Below are 25,111 nucleotides of genomic sequence, written 5' to 3' on the forward strand. Positions count from 1 at the left end.
TAATTCCTTTTAATAAATTATCTACGATTGCGTTGGGTAACTGCGGAGCACACTGATCACTTCTTCCATGCTCGATTGGCTACCGATAGTGATTCGTACGCAGTTTCTAAGTGCAGGATCGTGACTTTGATTGCGAGTCACAATACCGTGCTTTAGAAGATACGCAAACAGGTCTTCACCTGAATGTGTACGTACTAACACGAAATTGGTGGATGACGGGTAAACGTGAGCAATGCAATGTAAGTTTTTAAGCTCACCGATGAACCAGTCACGAGTACTGATAAGAGTTTGGGTATTCTCTTCTACCTGCTTTAAACCTGTTTCAGACAGCGCCGCTAATACGACCGTCGCGCTTGAATCTGGCATTGGGTAAGGTGGGATAAGTTTTGCGACGAAATCCATCACACTTTTATCCGCTAGGATGAAACCACAGCGAACCGCAGCCAAGCCAAAAGCTTTCGATAGGGTGCGGATAACCACTAAGTTTGGATATTGAGCAATTAAACTCGCCGCATTCTGTGTCAATTCAAATTCGATATAGGCTTCGTCGACTACGACGATGGCATCATCCTGTGTGCCTTCTAGTACTTTGATGATCTCAGCTTGCGAGATGAGGTTGCCTGTTGGATTGTTTGGCGAGCATAAAAAGACCAAATTCGCCTCTTTTGCCGCTTGAATGACACCTTGGCTATCCAAATCGAAAGCATCACCAACGAGTGGCACTTTAATGGTTTCCATTGCAAGTGCATCCGCACAGAACTCATACATGGCATAAGTCGGAGGGCAAACAACAATCTTGTCTTTGCCTGGCTGACAGAAGGTACGAATCAATAGGTCGATTGCTTCATCTGCACCACGAACGGCGAGCACAGGTGTTTCTACGCCTGCGTATTTTTGATAGGCAGAAGCAACGTCATGAGGAAGAAAATCAGGATAGCGGTTATAGCTCTTCGCCTGATTGTCGAAATGAATTGGGAACTCAAGTTCGTTGGCGTTTAGCCACACTCTACCTGAACCACCGATACGTCTTGCGGATTGATAAGGTATTAATTTTTTTATGACCTCTGGAACCAATGACGCTGCTAGTGAAGACATGACTGACCTCTCGTTAGTGCTAGTTAGTCGCACAACATGATTTTTTATTCGTTTAATTGCATTTAATTTGTTTTTATTTGCAATTCGTTCTTTGTTTTGATTATTCAATCAAAAAGAATTTGTAAAAAGAATCGAAATAAACACATACTAGCCATGATTAAAATTCATAGCTTGAGGTATGGTGTGCATCTTCCATCGACGAAAACGTTGCAAGCCTTTCTGGCGACCGCAGAACACTTGAACTTTACTAAAGCAGCGAATGCTCTGAACCTTACTCAGGGAGCGATCAGCCGACAAATTCTTTCATTGGAAGATCTGTTAGGGGTGAAACTGTTTTTTCGTCATGCGAGAGGTTTGTCACTAACTCAGCAAGGCTTGAAATTCATTCCACACGCGGAAGATGTTCTGCATCGCCTGCGTGTTGCTATTGAAGAAGTATCGTCAACGCCTTCGACCATTAAACTTAATGCGCCTAGCTGTGTGACCTCTTGGTTGCTACCAAGGCTTATGGCGTTTCAGGATGCTCATCCAGATATTGATGTGGAGCTGACCTCAACCATTAAGCATCACTTAGAGCCGAACTTTAATTTGTTCGATGCAGTGATTATGTACAGCAAAGCCCCCAAGCTACCTTCGGTAGTGAGTCATCAATTATTTGAAGAACGCTTAACGCCGATTTGCCGTCCGGAGTTACTTAACGATTTAGGACAGCAGCTAGTGTTAGAAGATCTGCCTAGATTAACTTGGTTGCACGCGAATACGGAGCAAAGTGACTGGAAACTGTGGTTAAACCATATGGATAAAAAAGAGCTGTTTAGTAAAAGTAATCAGCATTTTTCTACACTGGATCAAACCATGAACGCTGCTCAGCAAGGGTTTGGTATTGCAGTGGGTGACATCACTCTCGCTGAGCAAGATCTTGCAATGCATCGCCTCATAAAGCCATTTGATCAAACGGTACTTTCAGGGCAAAGCTATTACTTTTTGTATCCAAAGCAGAGTGATAACCCTATGCTAGATACGCTGCAAGATTGGCTCGTTTCAGGTTTCCAGCAATCAGTAGCAATCGAAAAACAGGCCATGGCTGTGAACTAACTTGTTTAACCTAATTTGTTGTTTAACCTAGCTTGTTGTTTAAGCAAACTTGTTCGGTAACAAACGTCGACAATTTCAGATTAGATAAGAATTATTCAGATTAGATACAAAGAAGGAGCCGTTATGGCGCGTCCGAAAATCCCTCGTCAAATTTGTGGTTCTCCAGCTCAAAGCTGTTTTAAACCTAATGGCGTACCCATGGGAAGTTTAGAAAAAGTATTTCTTGAAGCTGATGAGTTTGAGGCAATTCGTCTAGTGGATTATCAGGGTATGCAGCAGCAGCAGGCAGCCGTTGAGATGGGAGTATCCAGACAAACTTTGGCCAATCTGGTTAAGGCTGCACGTAAAAAAGTGGCGGACAGTTTATTAAATGGAAAAGCATTGATGATGAGCCCAACCGAGTGATTTGGGCTCACAGGTATTCGTAACACCAATTCTTTCTTAATAGTTATCCCAATATGGTTCATCGCCGTAGAAGCCAGACAAAAAGTCGATGAAGTGTCTGACTTTGGAGGCGAGAAACTCGCGGTGACTATAGAGCGCATAAAGTCCAAGCGGCTCGATAGGAAAATTTTCCAGAATTTCCAGCTCTCCATTCGCGATAGCAGATCCCGTCAAGAAGGTAGGCTGAATGGCGTAACCTCGACCTAATACTGCCGTTTTGACAATGACATCGCCGTTGTTACTGGCGAAATCACTGCGAAAATCATGCGCAGATAGGTGCTTTGGCCAACGTATAAAAAGGCTTCTTGGGTCAGAGTAAGAGAAACGCAGGTAATTAAGCTGACACAATTCATCAAAACTGGTTGGTCTGCCGTGTTTATCCCAATAGCTTGGCGCCGCACAGACCGACAGATTGATTGGCGTGATTTTTTTAGCCACAAGCGCTGAGTCTTTGAGATGCCCGATACGCAGCGCAATATCAACTCCTTCTTCGAGAATATCGACTTTGCGGTCGGTCAAAAACAGTTCGACTTTAATTTCAGGAAACTGAGTTTGGAATTTTTCGATAGGGTCGGACAAATGATAAACCCCAAACGACATTGGCGCGCTGATTCGCAGTGTGCCAGAAACTTGAGTATGCAAATTCGAAATGGCATTTTCCATATCATCAATATCCATTAATACTTGATGACAGCGGTCGAAATAAGCTTGTCCTGCCTCAGTTAGATTTACTCGTCGCGTCGTTCGGTTGAGCAGCCGTATCTTTAAATCATCTTCAAGTTGAGCAACATATTTACTGATCAATTGTGGTGACAGTTCCAGCTTGTCAGCGGCTTTAACGAAGCTTCCTTCCGATACAACGGTTGTGAAAGCTCTCATCGCAACTATTTTGTCCATACTAATTTCTGCCTATTTTAACTTTCGTCTATATTAACTTCTGCCTGTATTAGCAATGCCACATTTATAATTAAGCAACATGGCGCTATTTTATCATGCGTGAGTTGATAGGTATATTAAGCGACATAGTCAAGGCGAGCTTAGATTTAAACCAGCATAGTGTTAGGACAGACATAGTGTTAAGCCAGACATAGTATTAACACTAAAAACGAAAGCCGCCGAATCAGGAGAAGTAAAATGAAATCAACTCAACGTATGCCAGCATTGTTCTTATCACATGGTTCTCCAATGATGGCGCTTGAACATTCGCAAACCACAGAATTCTTTAAACAGCTCAGTGAAAAATTTCCAGAGCCTAAAGCAATTGTAATTTTTTCTGCTCATTACGATCGCCGTGGTCCAGTCACTATCACCAGTGGACATAGCTTAGGAACAATCCATGACTTCTATGGATTCCCTAAACCACTTTATGACATCGACTACTCAGCGAAAGGTGCGCCTGAATTGGCTCAAAAAGCCGCTAAATTGCTAAAAAATGCTGGCATAAGTGCTCAACTTGATTCGAACCAAGGTTTGGATCACGGGGCTTGGATACCAATGCTTTACATGTATCCACAAAAAAATGTGCCGATCATTCAGGTGTCTATTAATAGCTATATGGATGCGGTTTCTCACTACGAAATTGGTCGTTGGTTACGTCCACTTCGTGAAGAAGGCGTGCTGTTTGTAGGCTCTGGTGGTATTAGCCATAACTTGCGTGAAATCTTTGCACCAGTTCAAGACCCACACCGTGTAGAGAAGGTGAATCAGTTTACAGGATGGGTGAGTGACCAGCTTGCATCAGGTAATATCAGTGCGTTGTTGGACTACTTAAACCAAGGACCTCATGCAAGGTTCAACCATCCTACGCCGGATCATTATCTTCCTCTGCCTTGTATCTTAGGTACAAGCTACGATGATGAAATAGGTGAAGTATTGCATCGCGCTATTGATCTCGAAATCTTAGCTCTTGATGCGTACGGTTTTGGTATCGCTGCTTAATCAAATCATTTCAATGCAAAGCTCAAGAGAGGGACCTCTTGGGCCTTTTCTATAGGTTTTTTCTATCAAAGTAATAGGATTAATCGGACATATTTCTCATCCCGTTTCTGCTAAATTTTGCCCGTTGTTAGGTCGTTAGGGCATTTTTATGCGTTCTTTTTCAATTACAAATTTGGTTCGGGGAAATGCGTTCATAGCCGTTGCCGCTATTGTCGCGTTGTCCATATATCTCTTGTTTACTTTGACTCGCGTGCAGTCTCAGTTTGGTAACGTTGTAGACCGAAATGTCAGTTTGATGACGACGGTTTCCGATCTTCGTTACTACACAGTAACTTACCGTCGTTTTGCGTTGGACTACGGTTTGACTTCGGATGAACAACAGCATAAGCAGATTGTTCATACCATCGGAGTGAATGACAAGAAAGTAAATGATTCGTTGAAACGTATGAAGGCTCTAGCGGATACCAGTGATATCCAAGCTGCGGTGTACGATTTTGAGCGTCGCATTGATGGTTACAGAGCGATGCAACAGCATTACATCAGCCTAATTGATGAAGGCAAAATGGATGAAGCACGCAAAGAGATGCTAGGTCCAATGCTTGCGCCTTTTAATGCCATTGTTGATCGCCTGACTCAGTTACAAAACGATTTAGAGCAAGAAGCAAACGCGATAAAAGAGAGTAAACAAGCCGACATCGAGCAGGCTATTCAGTGGTCAGTGATTGCTGCGAGCGTGGTGGTTATTTTGCTGGTGGCATTTAGCTATTACACAGCGAAGCGAGTTTTGAACCCACTCAATAAACTAAAAGCACACATGTCGGTGGTTGGACAGGGGCAATTACAAGCATCGCTGGCAAGCAAAGATTTTTACAACGACGAATTTGGGCAGGCTGCTACCGCATTTAATAGCATGCAACAGAACCTGCTTAATTTGATCATTGCCGTGAAAGAGAGTGTTCATTCACTGGATTTAGTCTCTGAAGAGTTGGCAGCAAAAGTGGCTCACACCCAGCAGAGTGTTGATGCACAAAAAATAGAGATTGGTCAGATTGTTGGAGCATCTCAAGAGCTTACAGAGAATACGCAATACATCGACCAAGTCACTCAACAGGCATCAGAAAAGAGTGGAATGGCGAAGCAACAAGCGCAAATTGGTGAGCAGAGCATCGTGAATTCTATCTCGCGCACAGAGAATATGTCTAAGCTGATTGGTCAAACTGGCGAAGTCATCGAAGGTTTATACCGTGGGAGTTTTGATATCGGCGTCATTTCAGATGTGATTAGCAATATTACTAAACAAACCAATTTACTTGCGCTTAACGCTGCAATTGAAGCGGCTCGAGCTGGTGAAAGTGGTCGCGGTTTTGCTGTAGTCGCTGATCAAGTGCGAGAACTTGCCCAGCAAACACAAAACTCAATTGATGAGATTGGCGGCATTATTGACAACTTGCAGTCACAAGCCACCAACGCACAAGAATTAATGAGCCAATGCCAACAACAAATTGGCGTGAGCTTACAGCAAGTCACGGAAGCGGGTGAGTCTTACCATGCCATCGTTGCTGCTGCTGAAGAAATTGCCAACATGGACAGCCAAATAGCAAAGCTTGCTCAAGACCAGCAGTTGCTATCGGTGAACGTAAATAACAGCGTCCAAGCAATCAGTCAGTCTTCTTTAGATATTGAGAACATCGCTAGTGACACTACTGAGACTTACCACGCGGTACAAGCTCAAACAGAACACTTAAAACAGTACATAGGAGCTTTTACCGTTTAAACAGATTTCGTTCCAAACCTGCACTTTTTCCCGGATAAAAGTAAACTTGCCTATTCATTCCGCTTTTATTCGGGCTTTTTCTTGCTCGAATTTATCATGACGTATGAAGTGATCGATTTGTTCTGCGACGCCTGAGCTGTAAATCAAACTGGTGTGAGTGTTTCGTACCAAATGGTGCGCCGTCATTCCCGAAATTTTAGTTTCTTCGACGGTTACTGTTCCATCTGAATGAGCCGCATCTCTCCCCATTAATAATGAACGTACGCCAATGGGAATAGTGCCAGCTAAGCTTCCCAGTTTTTGCGGGAAATCCCATTTATCTTCGTGCTTTTGCAGCCCAAACTTCGCTGAATTTCCCAATAACATACCTAGACCCATCTGTTGAATTTTGCCAACGATAGAAGCGCCATTGATCGGCGACCCCAATGCGACGACATGGGAAATTAAGTTTGCATCTGGTTTGCGTGAAGCGAGATATCGTTTGATCACCACACCACCCAAACTGTGTCCTACAAGAATATTGATTTGCTTGTGATCGAGCGCTTTATCAATGGCTGAAAACACTTTGTTTTCATCAATCGCCACGGTGTTATAGCTTACGACTTGGCTTTCATAACCCAGTTTTTCAAGACGTTGGCTAAGTGGCAACATCGCAATACCGTGCATGTACAGCCCGTGAAGAATAATCACTTTCATACGCTATCTCTGAGTTCCTGAATTAGCCGAACATAATGCAATGAAGTTAATATAATGATGCCGATACTCATGTCAAAGCCTTGATTTATCGTATCGTCAAATACGATGCGTATATTGCAGTTATTCATAATAAATAAGTATTAGTACTTAATTTATCATTTGTAATGAGAATAAAACTCAGTTAGATTCGCAAGCCTTCTAAATATAAATCAGCTATAAACACAACCCCATGAAGGCTCAATTCAACTACTCTTCTCTTTTTTTAGCGATGATGGCGGCGGTTTCTTCCCCCGCATTTTCCGCAGATGACAGCACTCAAAGTACCATTACTGATGAGGCTGAAACGGTGACAGTTTATGGTCGCGCGCTTTCTTTGTATCGTTCACAAGAAACCAGTCTTGCAACCAAAACACCGACGGCGATTGACGATACACCTCAGTCGATTCAGGTTCTTCCACAGCAATTGATCGAAGATCAAGGCGCTCGTCAAATTACGGATTTATACCGTTCAATCAGCGGTGTAAGCCAATACTCTTATTCCGGTGTCACTTTTCGTGGCTTTCGTCAGGATCAAATTCTTTATGATGGCGTGAGAGGAGACCCGTTTAATGGTTTCTCCATTCCACAGCTGTTCAATATTGAGCAAGTGGAAGTATTGAAAGGACCTTCGTCAGCGGTGATGGGAAGTGGTGAGCCTGGTGGCGTGATTAACTATGTGACCAAGAAGCCCACTTACGAGGCTCATCGTCGTGTTTCTGTTACAGCAGGAAATCAAGATTTCGCCAGTGGCAGTGTAGAGCTTTCTGGTCCTGCAAATGAGGATGAAACTCAACGCTACCGTGTCGCGATTTATCAAGATCACGAGAATCCTTCACGCAACAACACCGATGTTCGTAATCGAATTATCGACCTCGGTTATGCGTGGGACTTAGGTGATACCACAACAGTGACAACTCAATTTACAGACATCATTCAACATTACGGTGGTGCTCGTTTACGGGGCATTCCAACTGATGATGAAGGCAACTTCCTTGCAGATATTAACTGGAACGCTAACGAGGCTTCTGACTATCAAGACCTCGAAGCACAGGTTTACCAAATTAAAGTTGAGCATGACTTTAACGCTTGGTTAAGTGGCGATATTACGGCTCGCTATTACGAGAATAAAGAGACGCAGAAATACCATGAGCCTATGGGATTGGTGGATACTGACGGCGATGGTGTCTATGACTGGAGTAAGCGTCAGTACCGTGACCAAGTGCGCGAGAACCAAGCGGGTTCACTGTCTGCTAACTTAGTTGCAGAGTTGGGTAGCCACACTGTGCTGTTTGGTGGCGATTACTATCGACTTAATGAAGATTATGTTTATTACGTTGATAAGAGCGTAACGGGAATCAGCCTGACAGATCCAGAATACGGTGCGGATACTTCGGGTTATACCCTCACGCTGTCAAAGCAGACGGAATCGAGTTCCGAACGTTACGGAGCCTACGTGCAGGATCAATGGCAGCTTACTGAACGTTGGAATGTACTTTCTGGTGTTCGTGTTGACGGATTCGAAGACAAAGTTAACGACCTAGTAGAAAACTCTATCAGTGAGTATCAAGGTTCAGGGCTTTCCTATCGTTTAGGGTCTACCTATCAAATTAATCCGAATCTACACCCTTATGCAGTAGTCGCAACCGGATTTGTACCACAGGATGCTTCTGATCAAGCTGATTCAAATGGTGGCCCGTTTGATCCTGAAGAGAGCCTGATGTACGAAACGGGTGTACGCAGTTACTGGTTTGACAATGCACTTAATGTCAATTTGGCTCTCTATCACATGGTTAAAGAGAACATTCTTCAAACTGATCCCGATGATGACACTCGTTTGGTCTCTTACGGCAAAGTCCGCAGTCAGGGTGTTGAAGTTGATATGTTGGCGGATATAACCGAGAACTGGACGGCAAACCTAAGCTACGCCTACAACGACACTCGTGTGAAGCAAGCCTATGACGGTATTTCGGGTAGCGTTGGAACTCGCTTTGCGAATGCTCCCCATCACCAGTTGGGGTTATGGACGCGCTATGACATTACCATGTTGAATTCATCCGTTGGTTTCGGTGCGGATCATGTTAGTGAGCAGTACAACCAAAGCGGTCAGATTGTAAAAGCCTACACAGTATTTGATGCATCATGGCAAACACGCTGGCAGCAGTGGCAGTTCCAACTGAATGTAAAAAACCTGTTTGATAAAGAGTACGCAGTGAGTGGATTTATCGACCGTACAGGGCATTTCCCAGGTGAACAGCGCCGTATTTATTTGACGGCTAATTACGAGTTCTAATTTTTTATGAGCCTCATTTGTTCGAGGCTCTTTATTTTTCCAAAAGGTATTGATGATGAAATGGTTTTCTTGGTTTATACGCAGCGCGATGATCGCGACTTGGTGCGCAAGTTTCTTTGCTTCAGCTGTAACTGTTACTGACAGTCACGGGGAATTTACTATTAACTCAACGCCCAAAAGAATCGTAGCGTTAGAGTTCTCTTTTGTTGACGCTCTGGCCGCCGTCGAGGTGAGCCCTGTAGGTATTGCGGATGATAACGATGCTAGTCGGTTGCTTCCGGCGGTGAGCGAAAAACTGGGAGAATGGAAATCTGTCGGTACTCGTTCTCAACCAAGTCTAGAGGTTATTGCGTCGTTAAAGCCTGATTTGATTATCGCCGACGTAGATCGACACTCAGCGGTGTATAACGATTTAAGCAAAATTGCGCCAACACTTTTACTTCCTTCTCGTCGAGAGACCTATCAAGACAACCTAAAATCCGCGGCGATTATCGGTAAAGTGATTGGTAAAGATGTTGAAATGCAGCAACGTTTGCAACAGCACGCGCAATTGATGCAGGACTATGCAACACAGTTACACGGGCTTGAGCATGAAACGGTGCAATTTGGTGTTGCACGCGAAAATGATTTCTTTGCGCACTCGTCGGAGTCTTACGCGGGTGGTGTGATTCAAGCGCTAGGGTTAAGTTCTCCAGAAGGGTTAAAAAATGAAAACGCTTCACGCCAAATCAGCCTTGAACAGCTTTTGGCAATTAACCCGAATTATCTGATTGTTGGTGATTACACTCAAAACAGCATCGTAAAACAGTGGCAGAAACAGCCATTATGGAATGTGCTTAATGCTGTAAAAGCCAAACAAGTTTTTCATGTTGATGGCAACATGTGGGCTCGATGCCGAGGCATTCTTGCTGCGGAATATATGGCAGCAGACTTGTTGAAGTTGGTTAAGTCTTAATGCATGTCAAAATGAGAATAATGGGTGTGGTTACCACGCTCATTGTTGGACTTGTTTTGATGGTTTGGCTTGGTTTATTTAGCTACTCAGCCGTCCCCGTCTCTGCAATAGATGCGATTGTTGGCGTTTGGTCGCCTCAACCTGATGTTATTGCTCATGTCATCGTTCAAGAAATTCGCCTGCCACGAGTGCTTGAGGCTGCCATTGTAGGTGCAAGCCTTTCCTGTGCTGGCACATTGATGCAAGGTTTAACCCGTAATCCGTTGGCGTCTCCGAGTTTGTTTGGCGTTAACGCGGGTGCAGCTTTAGGGATCGCATTGGCGACCACGGTTTTCTCAACGGACATTATTTCAAGCCCAATTGCCGCGATGGTCGGTGGCCTTGCTGCTTGGGTGCTGGTTATGGTTCTCGGCGGTGCTTGGAAAATGGGTGCTGAAAGAGGTCAATTGGTTTTAGCGGGCATTGCGATATCCGCATTATGTGGCGCATTAACCAAAGCGAGTGTGATTTTGGTAGAGGATCAGGCTGCCAGCGTAATGGTGTGGTTGGCTGGGTCTTTCGCCCACGCAAGCTGGGATACATGGGCATGGAGCTCACCGGTATTGGCTAGCGCCTTAATACTCAGCTTATTACTTGCGCCCAAAGTGAATTTGTTAGCTATGGGGGATGAGCGAGTAAAGAGCCTTGGCGTGAATCTTAATGTGTTACGTGCGGCGATTGCTCTATCCGTTTTGGTGTTGGTGGGCGTTAGTGTCAGCAGTGTTGGGGCGATTGCTTTTGTAGGTCTTATTGTGCCGCATATCGCCCGCTTGTTGGTTGGCTACGATCATCGAATACTATTGCCTGTGACTATGTTGCTTGGGGCGGTGTTAACTATCGGCGCTGATGTTCTCAGCCGTGCGGTTATCTTTCCAACCGAAACACCTGCTGGAGCAGTACTCGCTATTATCGGTGCGCCTTGTTTTCTCTATTTAGTAAGGCAGAAGCGATGAATGCAGTTCTACGTACGCAAGTCTTTCTGACCGTTTTTGTTGCTATCGCAATTGTTGCTAACCTGAGTTTTGGTGCGGTTAACTTAGCCTCTCAACAGGTATGGCAAGGGCTATTTTCTGGCAGCGAGCATTACTTCACTATTCACGAATACCGTTTACCACGAACTCTGATTGCCATACTGGTGGGGGCAATGCTTGCAAGTTCTGGTGTGTTGATTCAGGGCGTAATTCGAAACCCGTTAGCGTCGCCAGATATTTTGGGCGTAAGCCACGGAGCAGGGTTGGCTGCGGTGGCTATGATGACGTTGTTTCCGTCGGTTTCTGTCTACTGGTTACCTTTGGCGGCGCTGGTTGGCGGAATAAGTTCTGCGTTCTTACTTGCGTTAGTGTGCGGTGTAAATACCGCGCCTGTCCGCCTAGCAATTACCGGTGTTGCGCTGGCAGCGTTATACAGCAGTGGTATCGATTTTCTGATCCTGACTCAGCCGCTAGAAATCAACAATGCATTGCTTTGGTTGACGGGAAGTTTGTGGGGAAGAAGCTGGGCACAACTTTCGATGATATTGCCATGGCTCGTTCTGGCTCCTGTCGTTTTGTGGTTAAGTCATGCGCTGAACTTACTCTCTCTCGGTGATGAAAGAGCCAGCAACTTAGGTATCTCTGTACCTTGGGTGAGGGCGGGTGCGCTGTTTGTCGCTGTACTCTGGACTTCAGTGTCGGTGGCGGTTTGCGGACCGATTAGCTTTCTTGGTTTAGTTGCTCCGCACTTGGCTCGACAATTGGTGGGAGGGCGACATCAGGCATTGTTGCCAACATCCATGTTAGTCGGCGCGAGTTTGCTTCTTGTTGCGGATTTGGTGGCGCGAACCATTGACCCGCCGATTGAGCTACCTGCGGGCATTATGACGGCGATTCTCGGAGCTCCTTACTTCTTATATCTATTAATCAAAATGAGATAACTCATGGCGTTAACGACTGAAAATCTTGTTGTCGGGTATGGCAAAGTCCCAATCGTAAAGGGAGTAAACATAACCGTTCCTGAAGGTAAAATTACCGCTCTGTTAGGGCCAAATGGCTGTGGAAAATCAACTTTGTTGAAGGCGCTTTCGAGAATTTTGTCAGCGCAAAGTGGAGCTGTATTGTGGAACGATGAGAAGATTGAACAGATATCTTCACGTCAATTAGCACAACAATTGGCGCTATTACCTCAATCTCAAGAGCCACCCGAAGGTGTCACTGTTCGTGACGCAGTCTCGTATGGTCGCAGCCCATACACGGGGTTCTGGGGGCAATTGTCTGCACACGATAAAGCAATTGTTGATCAATCAATGAAAGCCACTGGAGTTGATGGTTTCGCAGAACGAGCGGTTACCGATCTTTCCGGAGGCCAAAGACAACGAGTTTGGCTAGCTATGACTTTAGCTCAAGACACAGAATACGTATTGCTTGATGAGCCAACCACTTATCTCGATATGAATCATCAAGTGGAGTTGATGAAACTGCTGCGTAGGTTGAATCAGCAAGGTAAAACAATAGTGACGGTTTTGCATGATATCAATCAGGCTTGCCGCTATTGCGATCATTTAATCGTTATGCAGGAAGGGCAGGTGATGAGCGAAGGAGCACCGGATGTTGTTCTTACGTCTGAGTTGCTTGCAAAGGTGTTTGAGCTAGACGCACAAATTCATCAATGCCCAATTACGCAAACACCTATGTGTATTGTCTGCTAGGTATACAGTCTTTTAGTCATATAGCCTTTTATTCAAATAGCCTGATGGTTTTCCCTCACTTTCCCTCTTGGGAAAGTGAGGCTTCTCAGCCTTCTCTTCAGCACTTCCTTCTTTCAATGTCCTCCTGTAATTTCGATGCAAAGTATGATGTTTTTTTCATCAGTTACGGTTTTATTAACACTTCAAACGATAATAAATACCAATAACGACGAGATAGCATCATGAATCTAAGACAACAACAGCAGAAAGAGTTTGATGAGAGTTGCGAGAACATAATCATAGGTAACGAGCAGCTTTGTCCTCTGCAACCTTCTCTACTTGCAGCAATAACGGAAGACTCGCCATTGGTTCTAAAAGTGATTCGCTCAGGGCTGACGGCAGAAATATACCATTTAAGAATCGATGGTAAAGAGTACAACTTGAAGAAGCGTCGCCAAGTGGCAAAAGTGGCTAATTTGGATGGTCAGTATTCATTTTTAAACGAAGTTCAGCGCCGTAATGATCTGCAAAAACTCAAACAGCATCCCGAGACAGCCCAACGATTCGCACATATAGTGCCAACGATTTATGCTAATTATCGCTTGGGGATTATCCTGTCGCCGTGGATTGAGGGTGAGCACATTAGCGAAATTACATCAGATTTGATGGAGCAGCTGTTCAGCACTCTTTTAGCCTGTGAAGAGTATGGTTTAATGGAGTGGGATCTTTGTAGTGGTAATTTGCTTGTAGATGAAGAACAACAGCTTTGGTTGTTCGATTTCGGTTATATGTATTCGTTTGATCCTAAAAGTGAGTTTAACAGTAACGGCATCACAGACCCATTGTTCCACATGGTCGAACGTTTTGAAACCCGTTTCTTTTTTGGTTGGCTACTCAAGAGAGAGCAGCCTTTAGTAGAACAGTTGGCACTTTATCGTACGCTGAAACAACGAGCGGTGAATTGCTATCAGCAAAAAGTCAAATGGCTGAAGGCTCATCAAGCAAAAGTCATGGTTATTAATCACTTTGAAAGCATTCTATCTGCTTGGCAAACTGCTTTAGTAAACGACGAAGCGCTTTGGCATCTTTTCCAACTTGAGTCATTCCGCTCTCATGTTCTCGACATCGATGATGATATTGATGGTCATTCTTGCACTTCAACCACCCTTAAACGAATCAACGCAGTGTTGGATGTACTGGAAAATAACTATGATTACTTATCTGCTAATGAAGGTTTGTTTTATGGCAACAAAGGTAAATCACAGAGTGAATTGATTAAGCGATATGAAGAAAAACGTCTTTTAGCGCAGAAGTATCAATTGTGATAGGAAAGATGAAGGGAAAAATTTTTGCCAAGAGTTGCTGGTCAAAGGTGAGCGATTCAAACCAGTAATTGCGAAAAAATTAAGCCTCCAACTCCCATAGAGGAAGTTGGAGGCTTAAGAAAACTCATCTGCTTGCAGTTGGGTTGGGGTCTTATTTAGTGTAAGACTGAGCGATGTTGTCGATACGCTCATTTGCACGTGCAGCTTCTTCTTGTGCTGCCATTGCAGAATCAGATGCTGCAGTAGCTTTAGATTCTAGAGCTGCGTGTTCGCTCTTAAGTGCTGCAACTTCGTCGTTTAATTGGCTAACTTGAGTATTTAGCTCGTCCAGTTTTGCTGTCGTTGCTTCGTCAGGACCTGATGCACAACCTGCTAGTAATAGTACAGAAGACGCTGCTGCCGCGATTAACATCTTGTTCATATGAACTCCTTGATTTTATGTAAATATCAAAAACGTCCTATACATTCTTTTCCATATAGTGACGAGTTATAGTGTAGACACTATTTTACGCTTCGCCTAATTAGTAAAAGTCAAAATAACCCAAAATAATGTCAATGAATCAAATGATTGTGTGAATTCTTACTGCTAAGAAATACTTTAGCACCAAATTTGACTGTAGTGCATATACTATTTAACTGTTACGAAGAGATTATTTTCTGTGATCTCTATCTATTAGCGCACTATTCGCGGTATTATACTGCGCTTTGATTTTGACCATTTAGCCACATGTGTTCGGCTACCCCACTGATTTGGAGAATCCTTTGCAGTTTAAAGATTTAGGCTTAGACAATCGCTTATTGAAAAACCTAGCTCACTATGATTTCAAACAAGCGACCGAAATCCAGAAGATCGCTATTCCTGTTGCTATTGCAGGAAAAGATGTATTGGCGTCTTCTAAAACTGGTTCCGGTAAAACACTAGCCTTTTTGCTTCCTACACTGCACAAAGCTTTAAAAACAAAGGCTTTCTCAGCGAAAGATCCGCGTGCCATTATCCTTCTGCCAACTCGTGAGCTGGCAAAACAGGTATATGGTGAACTACGCGTGATGTTGGGTGGTTTAAGTTACACAGGTACGTTGATTACTGGTGGTGAAAACTTTAACGACCAAGTGAAAGCATTAAGTCGTTACCCTCGTTTTATCGTGGCAACGCCAGGTCGACTAGCGGATCACCTTGAGCACCGTTCATTGTTTTTAGATGGTGTCGATACTCTGATCCTTGATGAAGCTGACCGCATGTTGGATTTAGGTTTTGCGCCTCAGCTTCGTCATATTCATAAAGCTGCAAAACATCGTCGTCGTCAGACTTTGATGTTCTCTGCAACGCTAGACCACGCTGAAGTTAACGATATTGCCGCTGAAATGCTGAACGATCCACGTCGTATTTCGGTAGGTGTTTCTAACGAACAACACAAAGATATTCGTCAACGTTTCTACCTATGTGATCACCTAGACCACAAAGAAGCGCTACTCGATCGTGTGTTAAACGATGCTGACTACCGTCAAGTTATTATCTTTACAGCAACTCGTGCTGACACTGAGCGTCTGACCGAGAAACTGAACGAGAAAAAACTGAAAGCAGTCGCTCTGAGCGGAAGTCTAAACCAAGCACAACGCAATACCATCATGAGTCAGTTTGAGCGCACCGTGTTCAAGATTCTGGTGACGACGGATGTAGCATCACGTGGTTTGGATATTGCTAACGTAACTCACGTTATCAACTTTGACATGCCAAAACACACGGAAGAATATGTGCACCGTGTTGGTCGTACCGGTCGTGCGGGTAACAAAGGTGATGCAATTTCTCTCGTTGGTCCTAAAGACTGGGATAGCTTCAAGCGTGTCGAAGCCTTCTTGCAACAAGACATTCAATTCGATGAGCTAGAAGGTTTAGTTGGCAAATTTAAAGGTCTTAAACCAAGACAACCTGTTCGTAAAGATCAAGGCCAAGCTAAGAACGTTAAGACACAAGCGAAGAACGTGGCTAAGAAACCAGTTAAACGCGATAAGAGCTTCTACCAAAACGTGGCTGTCGGTGACAACGTGTTCATTCCTAAGAAAAAAGTTGCGCCGAAAGTAGACGAAGAATAATCAATCGGATTATTAAATAATGAATCAATGCCGCTATATTAGCGGCATTTTTGTTTCCGCTCATATTCATCACTCTCTCATCTTAAGAAACAGACAGGATAAAAAAATCCTATTCTTAAGCTTTCCTTAAGTTTACTTATTTAAGCTCCCTCTATAGCTAGCAGAGAGGGCTTCTTGTATGGCAGATTTCTTTCCATCTCACCCATTTAAGCTTGAGATTATTGACCGTTTACATCCACAACGTAGCGACATCGAAAACTACATTTCTCAGCGTTATTCATTGGCTTTTGATGCTCATTTGAATTCTTTTATGCCAACGTTTATGGCATTGATGGAAGGCGATGAAGTTCGTTCACTGTGCGGTTTCCGTGTAGCTAGTGACGAATCACTATTCCTTGAACAATATCTTGATGAACCTGCGGATACGATTTTAAGCCAAGTATTTGAACGTGAAATTGACCGCGGTGAATTGATTGAGTTCGGTCAACTGGCGTCATTTTCAAAAGGATTCTCTACACTCCATTTCCTTTTGATGACTCAGAAGTTGGTAGAAAGTGGCTACGAATGGTGCATATTCACAGCGACAGATCCGCTTTATGCCATGATGTCTCGCCTTGGTTTAGAAACAACGATTTTAGCCGAAGCAGACCCTTCACGAATTCCAGATGCAACCTACACATGGGGCAATTATTACCAGCACCAGCCGCGTATTGTAGCGGGTAACTTGAAGCATGGATTGGCTCACTTAGAAGTACTGTTTGCTGAAAAAGTGTTACGTGCTCGTGGAGGCGCTCTATGAACATGATCATTGAATCTCTGATTCGCCATTCTATTGATACGCCGAACAAAATCGCATTTGTTGGCGAGTTTGAAGAGGTTTCCTACCAGAACCTATTGGTGAGAGTTCGAGAAGCTGCGGAGCAACTTATTCAATATTCACCTAATTGTATTGCTCTTCGTGCAGACAACAGCCTTGATTGGGTCATTGCCGACCTTGCTGCTTTGTATGCGGATATCCCTAACGTCCCTGTTCCTCTGTTTTTTACCACTGAACAAGTGACGCATATTTTGCAAGAGTCAGGTGCAGACCTGTTAGTGGGAAACTGGAACATATGGGCGAAAAACGCTTCGTCTGACATGAAAATGGTCGGTGAAGTTGAAGATTTGAGTATCTGGAAACGCACTGTTGAAGGAACTAAGTCTTTGCTGCCACATACAGCGAAAATTACCTTTACCTCGGGTTCAACAGGACATCCGAAAGGCGTTTGTTTGAGTCAAAATCAGCTATCAAAGGTCAGTCGATCTTTGGCAGACACCATTGCTACCGAAGTAAGTTGCGAAAGGCATCTCGTGCTTTTGCCGCTTTCTACACTTTTAGAAAATATTACAGGTATCTACGTTCCTCTTATTTTGGGCGCAACGTCAGTGGTGTTGAAAGGCACACAAGTTGGGCTTACTGGCTCAAGTTCGTTTAACGCATCTCAATTTGCGTTGGCATTGGCGAAGTACCTACCGAACAGCTTGGTGCTCACTCCTGCTTTGCTAATGGCATTGATTGAAGTCGTTAGAGCAATGCCAACTTTAGCTCGAAATCTAGAATTCGTTGCTGTTGGTGGCGCGCGTGTTTCACCTCAACTGTTGGAAATGGCACACAGCTTGGGCATTCCAACCTATGAAGGATACGGACTTTCTGAAAACGCATCTGTGGTGAGCTTAAATAAGCCTTCTGCCTATAAAGCAGGGACAAGCGGTAAGCCACTGCCACACATTGATGTGAAAGTTTCCAATGATGGTGAAATCTATGTTTCTGGCTGTGTTGCATTAGGTTATGTCAATCAGCCATTTGAACAAGATTGGTATGCCACCGGCGATTTGGGGCATTTGGATGAAGAGGGCTTCCTCGTAATTGATGGCCGTAAGAAGAATCAAATTATTACCGCATTTGGACGCAACATCTCCCCAGAATGGGTGGAGTCGGAAGCACAAGCATTCATGGCTTTGTATGGCATGGTGCTCGTTGGTGATGGTGAAGATTCTCTCACAGCCATTATTGAAAATCAGAGCGTTGATCAGGTGGTGGCAGCCATAAAAACACTGAATCAACGCCTGCCTGACTATGCGCAAATCAAAACGTTAATCACAGGACAAGGATTTCGCACACTTCCAGGGTTTTACACCAGTAACGGACGTCCAATTCGTGCCCGATTTGAACAGTGGATGTTGAGCAACGCTGACGGCGAGATTTCGCGAACCGTCACGCCAATCCAAGAATAAAACAACAGCTTTATTAATGAATTTGATTATTAGAATGATGAGGTGAAAGCCATGACTGCATTTTTTGAAACCCTTAAAAAAGAAACTCAAGCCGCTCAACAGCAGATGTTACAAGCTCCTATTTTTGCAGCTTGTGCCCGCGGTGAAATTGACCTCGATACCTATGTCAGTTTTCTCACTCAGGCATTCCATCATGTTAAACATACGGTCCCGCTGTTGATGGCCTGTGGTGGTCGCCTACCTGAAAAATACGAATGGTTGCGTCAGGCTATCGGTGAATATATCGAGGAAGAGAAAGGCCATCATGAATGGATCTTAAATGACATAAAAGCGTGTGGCGCGAATGCTGATGCAGTAAGAGCAAACAGAGGCAATGGTCGCGTCGGTTCTGCTATCGAACTGATGGTGGCGTATTTATACAACCAAATTGACCGTGGCAATCCTATCGCGTTTTTTGGCATGGTTTGGGTGCTGGAAGGCACCAGTGTCGGTGTTGGCGGTCAAGTGGCGGCTTTAGTTAAACAAACCCTGAATCTACCAGATAACGCAATGAGCTATTTAACCTCTCACAGCGTATTGGACCAAGACCATATCCAACTGTTCGAGAATTTGATGAACCAAATTACAGACGCACAAGACCAAGCTGTGATCATAGACTCTGCGAATATGGTGTTTCAACTCTATGGCCAGATGTTGAAGGATCTGACTCCATCAGCGATGAAGAATGCGGCTTAAGGAACGACTATGGAACTGCAAGATAAACGTGTACTGTTGACTGGCGCTTCTGGTGGCATCGGAAAAGAAGTTGCGAAAGCACTCGAAGCTAAAGGTGCCAAACTGCTTCTAGTCGCGCGTAATAGCAACAAGTTGCAAGCCTTGAAAGAGAGCTTAGAGTTTCCGCATCAGCATGAAATATTAGTCGCCGATCTGTCGACCGATGCTGGTCTTGAAAAGGTTAAGCAAACTTGTGTAAACCTTTCTCTCAAAGGACAGCGCATCGATATTTTGATCAACAATGCGGGCAGCAATCAGTTCAGTTTTCTCGCTCAGAGAAATGCAGCCTCTATTGAGCTCGAAATGCGTTTGAACTTGTTAGTTCCAATGTTACTCAGTCAATCTGCCCTCTCATGGATTAGCCGTCCGGGAATCATTCTTAATGTGGGGTCTACATTTGGCTCGATTGGTTTCCCCGGTTACACCACTTATTGTGCGTCTAAATCGGGTTTACAACGTTTCAGTGAAGCATTGGACAGAGAGCTTGATGGTTCAGGCATTCGCACTCTTTATCTTGCTCCTAGAGCGACAGATACCGCTCTCAATGATCGCTTCGTTAATCAGATGAATCAGCAACTCGGCAATAAAAGCGATTCACCTACGGTGGTGGCCGCGCATCTGATAGACATATTGGAAAAAGAGCAGGCGGCACGTTGGATTGGTTGGCCTGAAAAGCTATTTGCTCGCATCAACCAAATCCTACCGAGCGTGGTTTCTAGCTCTATTCGTAAACAACAAGACACCATCCATCACTTTATTAATCAAGTACATGGTAAGTAACTGAGGGACGAGTTATGAAATTTCTACTATCAACTTTAGCTGCTACTATTTGTTTGGGATATGCAACGTCAGCATTGGCCGACGGGGCTGACCCATTAATGACGATTCAGAAAAAATGGGCAGTGTGTCAGTATCAATCTAAAGATACCGATAACCAAGTTTACTGCTTGGAAAACTTAATTCAGCGCAATGAACAAGCACTGAAAAATGAACCGAATCGCCAAGAATTAAAGGTATGGTTGGCGATAAATAAATCATCACTCGCTGGTGCTGATGGTGGGTTAGGAGCGTTATCTTTAGTCAAAGAAGCCAAGGTGCTATTGGAGCAAGTTATTGACAAAGCTCCAGAAACGTTAAGTGGTTCAGCGTATACCAGCTTGGGTTCGCTATACTACAAAGTACCGGGGTGGCCAATAGGATTCGGTGACGATGAAATGGCAGAAAAGATGCTTCGTAAAGCGTTAGAAATTAATCCAGACGGCATCGACCCCAATTATTTTTATGCCGATTTTTTAGCGCAGGATGGGCGAAAAAAAGAAGCCATCCAATATCTAACCAAAGCACAGAAAGCTCCGCCGCGTCCTGACCGTCCTCTTGCCGATCAGGGGCGTCAGCAGGAAATAGCGAAATTATTAGGAGAACTCCAATAACCATGCGGTTGCTGTTAGTTGAAGATGATGCATTACTAGGACAATCCATGGTGACTTCGCTAAGTCGCCATGGTTATACCGTTGATTGGGTAGACAGAGGCGGTGGTGTGGAAGTTGCGATGAGAACAGAGCAATTCTCCGCTGTTATTTTGGATCTGACTTTGCCAGACATCGATGGGCTGGTGGTTCTACGAAATCTCCGTCGTGCTGGTTACACCTTGCCGGTATTGATATTGACCGCAAGGGACGATATTGAAGACAGAGTAAAAGGTTTAGATGGTGGCGCTGACGATTATTTAGTTAAGCCATTTGCACTCGAAGAATTGATGGCTCGATTGCGTGTGTTGATACGCCGTCAATCAGGATATTGTGATGAACGCATCGTTGTTGGACAGCTTTCGCTCTCTTTGGCTGAGCAAGCAGTTGAATTTGATGGAAATAGACTAAAGTTAACCAATAATGAGTTCAAACTACTTACCGCGCTGATGACTCAAGCGGGAAGAGTGCTCAGTAAAGACCAACTACAACAGTCGTTACATGGTTGGGATGAAGGAGCCAGTGATAATGCGATTGAAGTGCATATTCACAATTTGCGGAAAAAGGTTCCTAATAACCTGATTAAAAATATCCGAGGTGTGGGGTATATCATTGAAAAATAACATGAAATCGACTTTCTCTATCAAGAAGCGATTAACCATATCAGCGGTGCTGCTCAGCACAGTGTTGATACTGATTTCTCTCATATTCAGCTTCTCTTCGTCACGACATGAAATTGAAGAAGTGTACGATGCGCGTCTTGGTCAGTCGGCAAAAATGTTGCTTTTAAGCATGCCCATATCTGAACAGCCATTACAGTCGGGGCATGCTCGAGAACTGTTTGATAACTGGATGAAGCGTATCGCTTTACAAGCCAAAAATGATGATAACCCAACTCCTTTTGGGCACCCTTATGAGCAAAATATTCTCGTACAATTCTATATCGCGGGTGAACTGATTTGGAGTTCGATACCAGAAATCGATAACCTTAAGCATGATCCTAAATACGCTGGTTTCGGCTATATGGACATACAAAATGAGTCTTGGAGATATTTCCAGCTCCCTCTTCCGAATGCGATGAACACTAAGCACGAGTATATTTTTGTTGCTGAAAAAGAGTCGATTCGCGATGAAATGATTCATGAGTTGGCATTGTCTGCCGCTTTACCGCAGTTGATTCTTATCCCGTGTTTGGCACTGGTGATGGTGCTGCTGATTGATAAACACTTTAAACCACTATCAGAGCTTAAATTGGCGATTGCTCAGCGCAGTGCCAATAAGTTAGACAGTATTTATGTCGCAAATCCCACTCAGGAATTATCGCCACTGGTTTCTGCGCTCAATGCTCTGCTCAGTGAACTTGACCACGCATGGCAAAGAGAGAAACGTTTTACCCGAATGGCAGCCCATGAGCTTAAAACGCCGTTAACCATACTGCGCCTCAACGCAGAAAACGCCATGATGAGCCAAAACGAGCAACAGCTGAAATCAGATTTAAACAATATTCTGCAAGGTATCGACAGAACTGACCGAATGATTCATCAGCTGTTGACGTTAGCAAAAGTCGAGAGCATTCATGAGATGCAGTTCTCAGCGATAGATCTTACTAAACTGTGTCAGTCTGTGATTGCAGAGCGTGTTCCGCTTGCACTTAAACGCCAACAAGATGTTTCTTTTGAAGGTGATGATATCGAAGTTCTAGGCGATGAAGCTTTGCTTAGAATGCTACTCACCAATCTTCTTGATAACGCTATGCGTTATTCTGGCGATGGATCTCAAATCAACATTAGATTGGAAGAGCAAGAAGAGACCGTTAAAGTCTTTGTCAGTGATACGGGGAAAGACATTTCAGCGGAAACGCGAGAGAAAATGTTTGATAACTTCTATCGAGCGAACACAGAGAAAGGTGACGGTGCAGGGCTGGGTATGTCGATCACCAGAGACATTGCCAAATTGCATGGAGGAAGCGTTGAACTGCTTCCTCGTTCTGATAACCGCAATACGCTATTGGTTGTTCTGCAGAAATAGCCGTTGTTCTGCAAAACAATCGTGGTTCTTCCATAACAAATTTGAAGCTTTAGAGGCGTTTCAATGAGACGCCATCTTAAGCCAGATGAGCAAGTATGTCACGGCTAGGCTTTGTCTACGCCGTAACATCGCATTCCGCCATTACGGGTAATTTCAACTCGGCTGTTTTGGTGCCAAGCACCATCTTCATTGTTCCAAAACGCGAGATGATATTGCTCGCCATCATCATGCCAGAATCCGATAGGCTGATTCGGGAAGCTGTTTTTGCAAATAAGCTCACCGACATTAATTGAGACAGGTTTGCCATCGGCATCAATCACGTCTATGTCTAATCCAAGCGCTGAACCTTGACACTCTCCGCTGTAAACAGGGGAAATCGGATTACCAATGACGAAGCTACCAAGGATGTCGGAATCAGCCGACATTGCAGACAAATGCAAATCAGGCTTAACCTGATCGTAGATGTAATCAAACTGTTCTGCGTCGAGCATTTCACCTGTTGAGCATAAGGTTTTAAGGGATGCTAAAAAGTAGAAATTACCGGGAGAGAAGGCTCTTTTCTCAAGGATCTGTAAGTAGCTGGCAGGTGTCGCTAGCAGCGTTACCCCCGCTTCTTGAATGAACTCCCATAAGACACTCGGCTGCGGATAGAGTGGGCATCCATCGTAAATAACTAACGTTGCTCCGCTCGCCAGCGATGAAATGTGCCAGTTCCACATCATTGAGTCACATTCTGTATTCACCAGCACGCGATCATCAGGTTGGATATCACATTGCAATTGATGCTCTTTTAAGTGGTTGAGTACGGTACCTCCGACGCTATGAGCGATGCATCTTGGTGGTCTTGATTCTGCTGCCGTGGTTTCCGGATTCTCTGCTTCGGCATCACCCTTAACGGCATTTGTGCTCGAAGAGACGTTTTCATCAGAGAAGAGCACAAACAACGGATCGTTAAACCCAATACGCTCATATGTCAGTCCACGTGGAAGATAGCTGGATAGTAGTGACTGCCAGTCCGAAAAGGAGTCGTTGAAATTAATGCTGTAATCGCGTTGCTGCAAGTACTCTATCTGACAGGTGTTTTCTATGCTCTCAATGGCCTGAACAATTCTTGAATTGTTCTCTTCCATAAGATGGTTTGAGCCATTAAAGCTGTAGCCGTTGCAGCAGAATAAGATCTTAGGTTGAATCTGTTCGAATTTAGCAATGGTCTTTTCAACATCATCGGACGGTGACGTGGATGCCCATATCGCGCCTAAACTCGTAGCAGCCAGCATCGCCACCACGGTTTCAGGCATATGTGGTAGACATGCAGCCACCACGTCGCCTTTCATTACACCGTTTTGCGTAAGCCATTGTTGAACGATGGAAACCTGATCACTAAGTTGTTGCCACGAAAGTTTTTTCGTTTGCCCACTTTCATTTTTAAACCAGATAGCAATGCCTTCCGGTTTTTGGAATGCGTATGAAAGCAGATTCTCAGCGTAATTGAGCTGTGCCTGAGGGAACCAAATCGTGTCTCTCGCGGGTAGGAACTGCTGCCAGCGTGCAATTCCTTCACCATAGATGCAACTGCCGCAAAAACCAATGACATCGCAGAACTGCCAGATTTCGAGCCAGAACTTTTTCTTATCAGCCACAGACCATTGATGGAGCTGCTGGTAGGTTTCAACCGCTTCACCTTGCATATTGATATGTTGGATAAACTGCTGAAGATTCGAGGTTTTTATCCTCTCTTCACTAGGTATCCACAGGGGGCTTTCGTTCGACATAACGTTCTCAGCAATCCAATTTACTCTGAATAAAGTTTTGACGCAGATGTAAGCAAAGTCAAACAACAGCTCACTGATATTTAAGAAAAAAGATGAGTTGAATCATAAATCTAAAGTTAAGAACCCAAAAAGAAAGATAAAGCGTTTATGTGAATATTAACGAGGGATATCGACAACGGTACGTCAGAGGGATGATGTGAATTGCGGAGAAAAAAAAGAGCCAACCGTATGGATACGATTGGCTGATATAACATGTGAACAAAATGTATTCACTAACAACGTCAGTTGGCTAGGTGACCCTCGGCTTAATAAGGGTCATCTAATATAAAGCACATTGCATGCCAACTTGTTCAT

General features: G+C 44.2%; 23 protein-coding genes. 18 read left to right on the forward strand and 5 right to left on the reverse strand.

Translation table 11 applies throughout. The features are described from left to right. Nucleotides 1-21 precede the first annotated feature (21 nt). Nucleotides 22-1,095, reverse strand: a complete 1,074-nt coding sequence (gene hisC / locus ACOSVQ_RS12695; protein WP_491982916.1) for a histidinol-phosphate transaminase — start codon at nt 1,093-1,095, stop codon at nt 22-24. A gap of 153 nt (nt 1,096-1,248) precedes the next feature. Between hisC and ACOSVQ_RS12700 the strand changes: the two genes are divergently transcribed. Both ACOSVQ_RS12700 and ACOSVQ_RS12705 read left to right on the forward strand, forming a co-directional pair. Continuing rightward, a complete protein-coding gene (locus ACOSVQ_RS12700) occupies nt 1,249-2,190 on the forward strand; it encodes a LysR substrate-binding domain-containing protein (RefSeq protein ID WP_491982917.1) in 942 nt (313 codons plus the stop codon). A gap of 123 nt (nt 2,191-2,313) precedes the next feature. After that, a complete protein-coding gene (locus tag ACOSVQ_RS12705) occupies nt 2,314-2,595 on the forward strand; it encodes a DUF134 domain-containing protein (RefSeq protein ID WP_165313211.1) in 282 nt (93 codons plus the stop codon). Nucleotides 2,596-2,631: 36 nt separating this feature from the next. Here the strand turns inward: ACOSVQ_RS12705 and ACOSVQ_RS12710 are convergent, their stop codons facing one another. Next, nucleotides 2,632-3,531, reverse strand: a complete 900-nt coding sequence (locus tag ACOSVQ_RS12710; protein WP_491982918.1) for a LysR family transcriptional regulator — start codon at nt 3,529-3,531, stop codon at nt 2,632-2,634. Between the two features lie 237 nt (nt 3,532-3,768). Between ACOSVQ_RS12710 and ACOSVQ_RS12715 the strand changes: the two genes are divergently transcribed. After that, on the forward strand, nt 3,769-4,572 hold the full coding sequence (locus ACOSVQ_RS12715; protein WP_491982919.1) for a DODA-type extradiol aromatic ring-opening family dioxygenase: 804 nt from the start codon (nt 3,769-3,771) through the stop codon (nt 4,570-4,572). 148 nt (nt 4,573-4,720) lie between these two features. Next, nucleotides 4,721-6,346 (forward strand): methyl-accepting chemotaxis protein, encoded by a 1,626-nt coding sequence (locus ACOSVQ_RS12720; protein ID WP_491982920.1) that lies wholly within the window; start codon nt 4,721-4,723, stop codon nt 6,344-6,346. 54 nt (nt 6,347-6,400) lie between these two features. Here the strand turns inward: ACOSVQ_RS12720 and ACOSVQ_RS12725 are convergent, their stop codons facing one another. Next, nucleotides 6,401-7,042, reverse strand: a complete 642-nt coding sequence (locus ACOSVQ_RS12725) for a lipase family alpha/beta hydrolase (protein WP_102939772.1) — start codon at nt 7,040-7,042, stop codon at nt 6,401-6,403. A 229-nt stretch (nt 7,043-7,271) separates the two neighbouring features. Here ACOSVQ_RS12725 and ACOSVQ_RS12730 point away from each other — a divergent pair, with 229 nt between their 5' ends. The 6 genes from ACOSVQ_RS12730 to ACOSVQ_RS12755 all read left to right on the forward strand — a co-directional run bounded on the left by ACOSVQ_RS12730 (nt 7,272) and on the right by ACOSVQ_RS12755 (nt 14,352). Further along, a complete protein-coding gene (locus tag ACOSVQ_RS12730) occupies nt 7,272-9,371 on the forward strand; it encodes a TonB-dependent siderophore receptor (RefSeq protein WP_491982921.1) in 2,100 nt (699 codons plus the stop codon). Between the two features lie 55 nt (nt 9,372-9,426). Beyond that, nucleotides 9,427-10,326, forward strand: coding sequence for a Fe(3+) dicitrate ABC transporter substrate-binding protein (locus ACOSVQ_RS12735; protein ID WP_491982922.1), 900 nt, complete (start codon nt 9,427-9,429; stop codon nt 10,324-10,326). Nucleotides 10,327-10,346: 20 nt separating this feature from the next. Next, on the forward strand, nt 10,347-11,318 hold the full coding sequence (locus ACOSVQ_RS12740) for an iron chelate uptake ABC transporter family permease subunit (protein ID WP_491982923.1): 972 nt from the start codon (nt 10,347-10,349) through the stop codon (nt 11,316-11,318). Continuing rightward, nucleotides 11,315-12,277, forward strand: a complete 963-nt coding sequence (gene fecD / locus ACOSVQ_RS12745; protein ID WP_491982924.1) for a Fe(3+) dicitrate ABC transporter permease subunit FecD — start codon at nt 11,315-11,317, stop codon at nt 12,275-12,277. Before ACOSVQ_RS12740 ends, fecD begins: the two co-directional genes overlap by 4 nt. A 3-nt stretch (nt 12,278-12,280) precedes the next feature. Next, a complete protein-coding gene (gene fecE / locus ACOSVQ_RS12750) occupies nt 12,281-13,048 on the forward strand; it encodes a Fe(3+) dicitrate ABC transporter ATP-binding protein FecE (RefSeq protein ID WP_491982925.1) in 768 nt (255 codons plus the stop codon). A 221-nt stretch (nt 13,049-13,269) separates the two neighbouring features. After that, entirely contained in the window at nt 13,270-14,352 is a 1,083-nt protein-coding gene (locus ACOSVQ_RS12755) for an AarF/UbiB family protein (protein ID WP_491982926.1), read from the forward strand. Nucleotides 14,353-14,503: 151 nt separating this feature from the next. On the opposite strand, the gene ACOSVQ_RS12760 is transcribed toward ACOSVQ_RS12755, so the two are convergent. Continuing rightward, nucleotides 14,504-14,773, reverse strand: coding sequence for an Lpp/OprI family alanine-zipper lipoprotein (locus ACOSVQ_RS12760; RefSeq protein WP_491982927.1), 270 nt, complete (start codon nt 14,771-14,773; stop codon nt 14,504-14,506). A gap of 329 nt (nt 14,774-15,102) precedes the next feature. Between ACOSVQ_RS12760 and ACOSVQ_RS12765 the strand changes: the two genes are divergently transcribed. From ACOSVQ_RS12765 to ACOSVQ_RS12800, 8 genes are all read left to right on the forward strand, one after another. Continuing rightward, a complete protein-coding gene (locus tag ACOSVQ_RS12765; RefSeq protein ID WP_491983006.1) occupies nt 15,103-16,443 on the forward strand; it encodes a DEAD/DEAH box helicase in 1,341 nt (446 codons plus the stop codon). Between the two features lie 178 nt (nt 16,444-16,621). Then, the gene (locus ACOSVQ_RS12770) at nt 16,622-17,242 is read left to right on the forward strand and encodes a thermostable hemolysin (protein WP_491982928.1); all 621 of its coding nucleotides are present in this window, start codon (nt 16,622-16,624) and stop codon (nt 17,240-17,242) included. Next, nucleotides 17,239-18,717, forward strand: a complete 1,479-nt coding sequence (locus tag ACOSVQ_RS12775) for an AMP-binding protein (RefSeq protein ID WP_491982929.1) — start codon at nt 17,239-17,241, stop codon at nt 18,715-18,717. Before ACOSVQ_RS12770 ends, ACOSVQ_RS12775 begins: the two co-directional genes overlap by 4 nt. A gap of 51 nt (nt 18,718-18,768) precedes the next feature. After that, a complete protein-coding gene (locus tag ACOSVQ_RS12780; RefSeq protein WP_491982930.1) occupies nt 18,769-19,452 on the forward strand; it encodes an iron-containing redox enzyme family protein in 684 nt (227 codons plus the stop codon). Between the two features lie 9 nt (nt 19,453-19,461). Next, complete coding sequence (locus ACOSVQ_RS12785; RefSeq protein WP_491982931.1) at nt 19,462-20,271, forward strand: SDR family oxidoreductase; 810 nt, start codon at nt 19,462-19,464, stop codon at nt 20,269-20,271. Nucleotides 20,272-20,285: 14 nt separating this feature from the next. Further along, nucleotides 20,286-20,921: a tetratricopeptide repeat protein gene (locus ACOSVQ_RS12790; RefSeq protein WP_491982932.1), complete on the forward strand. Its 636-nt coding sequence runs from the start codon at nt 20,286-20,288 to the stop codon at nt 20,919-20,921. A 2-nt stretch (nt 20,922-20,923) separates the two neighbouring features. Continuing rightward, nucleotides 20,924-21,580, forward strand: coding sequence for a response regulator (locus tag ACOSVQ_RS12795; RefSeq protein ID WP_491982933.1), 657 nt, complete (start codon nt 20,924-20,926; stop codon nt 21,578-21,580). Next, the gene (locus ACOSVQ_RS12800) at nt 21,570-22,985 is read left to right on the forward strand and encodes an ATP-binding protein (RefSeq protein WP_491982934.1); all 1,416 of its coding nucleotides are present in this window, start codon (nt 21,570-21,572) and stop codon (nt 22,983-22,985) included. The genes ACOSVQ_RS12795 and ACOSVQ_RS12800 overlap by 11 nt, the downstream gene beginning before the upstream one ends. Before the next feature lie 104 nt (nt 22,986-23,089). Here the strand turns inward: ACOSVQ_RS12800 and ACOSVQ_RS12805 are convergent, their stop codons facing one another. Further along, the gene (locus ACOSVQ_RS12805; RefSeq protein WP_491982935.1) at nt 23,090-24,757 is read right to left on the reverse strand and encodes an AMP-binding protein; all 1,668 of its coding nucleotides are present in this window, start codon (nt 24,755-24,757) and stop codon (nt 23,090-23,092) included. Between the last annotated feature and the right edge of the window lie 354 nt (nt 24,758-25,111).

It is taken from the genome of Vibrio sp. HM8-C, assembly GCF_058630515.1.